We start from the raw sequence: 229 nt of genomic DNA, 5'->3' as shown, positions 1-229 counted from the left end.
GGTCAAGGAGGGCGGGATGACGGTCCCGCAGATCCATGAGCTGTTCCCCAACCTGAAGGGCCGCGGCTCGACCCAGGGCACGCGGCTGTCGGGCGGCGAGCAGCAGATGCTGGCCATCGCCCGCATCCTGCGCACCGGCGCCAATCTGATCCTGCTGGACGAGCCGACCGAGGGTCTGGCTCCGGTCATCATCGAGCAGATCGGTGTCGCGGTGCGGGCGCTCAAGGCG

The 229-nt window shown here is 69.4% G+C and carries 1 protein-coding gene; it reads left to right on the top strand.

Annotated elements, in window-relative coordinates; genetic code table 11:
* Positions 1–229: ATP-binding cassette domain-containing protein (locus TSH64_RS01525; protein ID WP_146207977.1), on the top strand; the 229-nt coding region annotated here is incomplete at both ends.

This window comes from Azospirillum sp. TSH64 (assembly GCF_003116035.1).
GTDB lineage: Bacteria > Pseudomonadota > Alphaproteobacteria > Azospirillales > Azospirillaceae > Azospirillum.
Note: the sequence above shows the minus strand (reverse complement) of the source record. Positions and strands in the feature narration are given on the sequence as shown.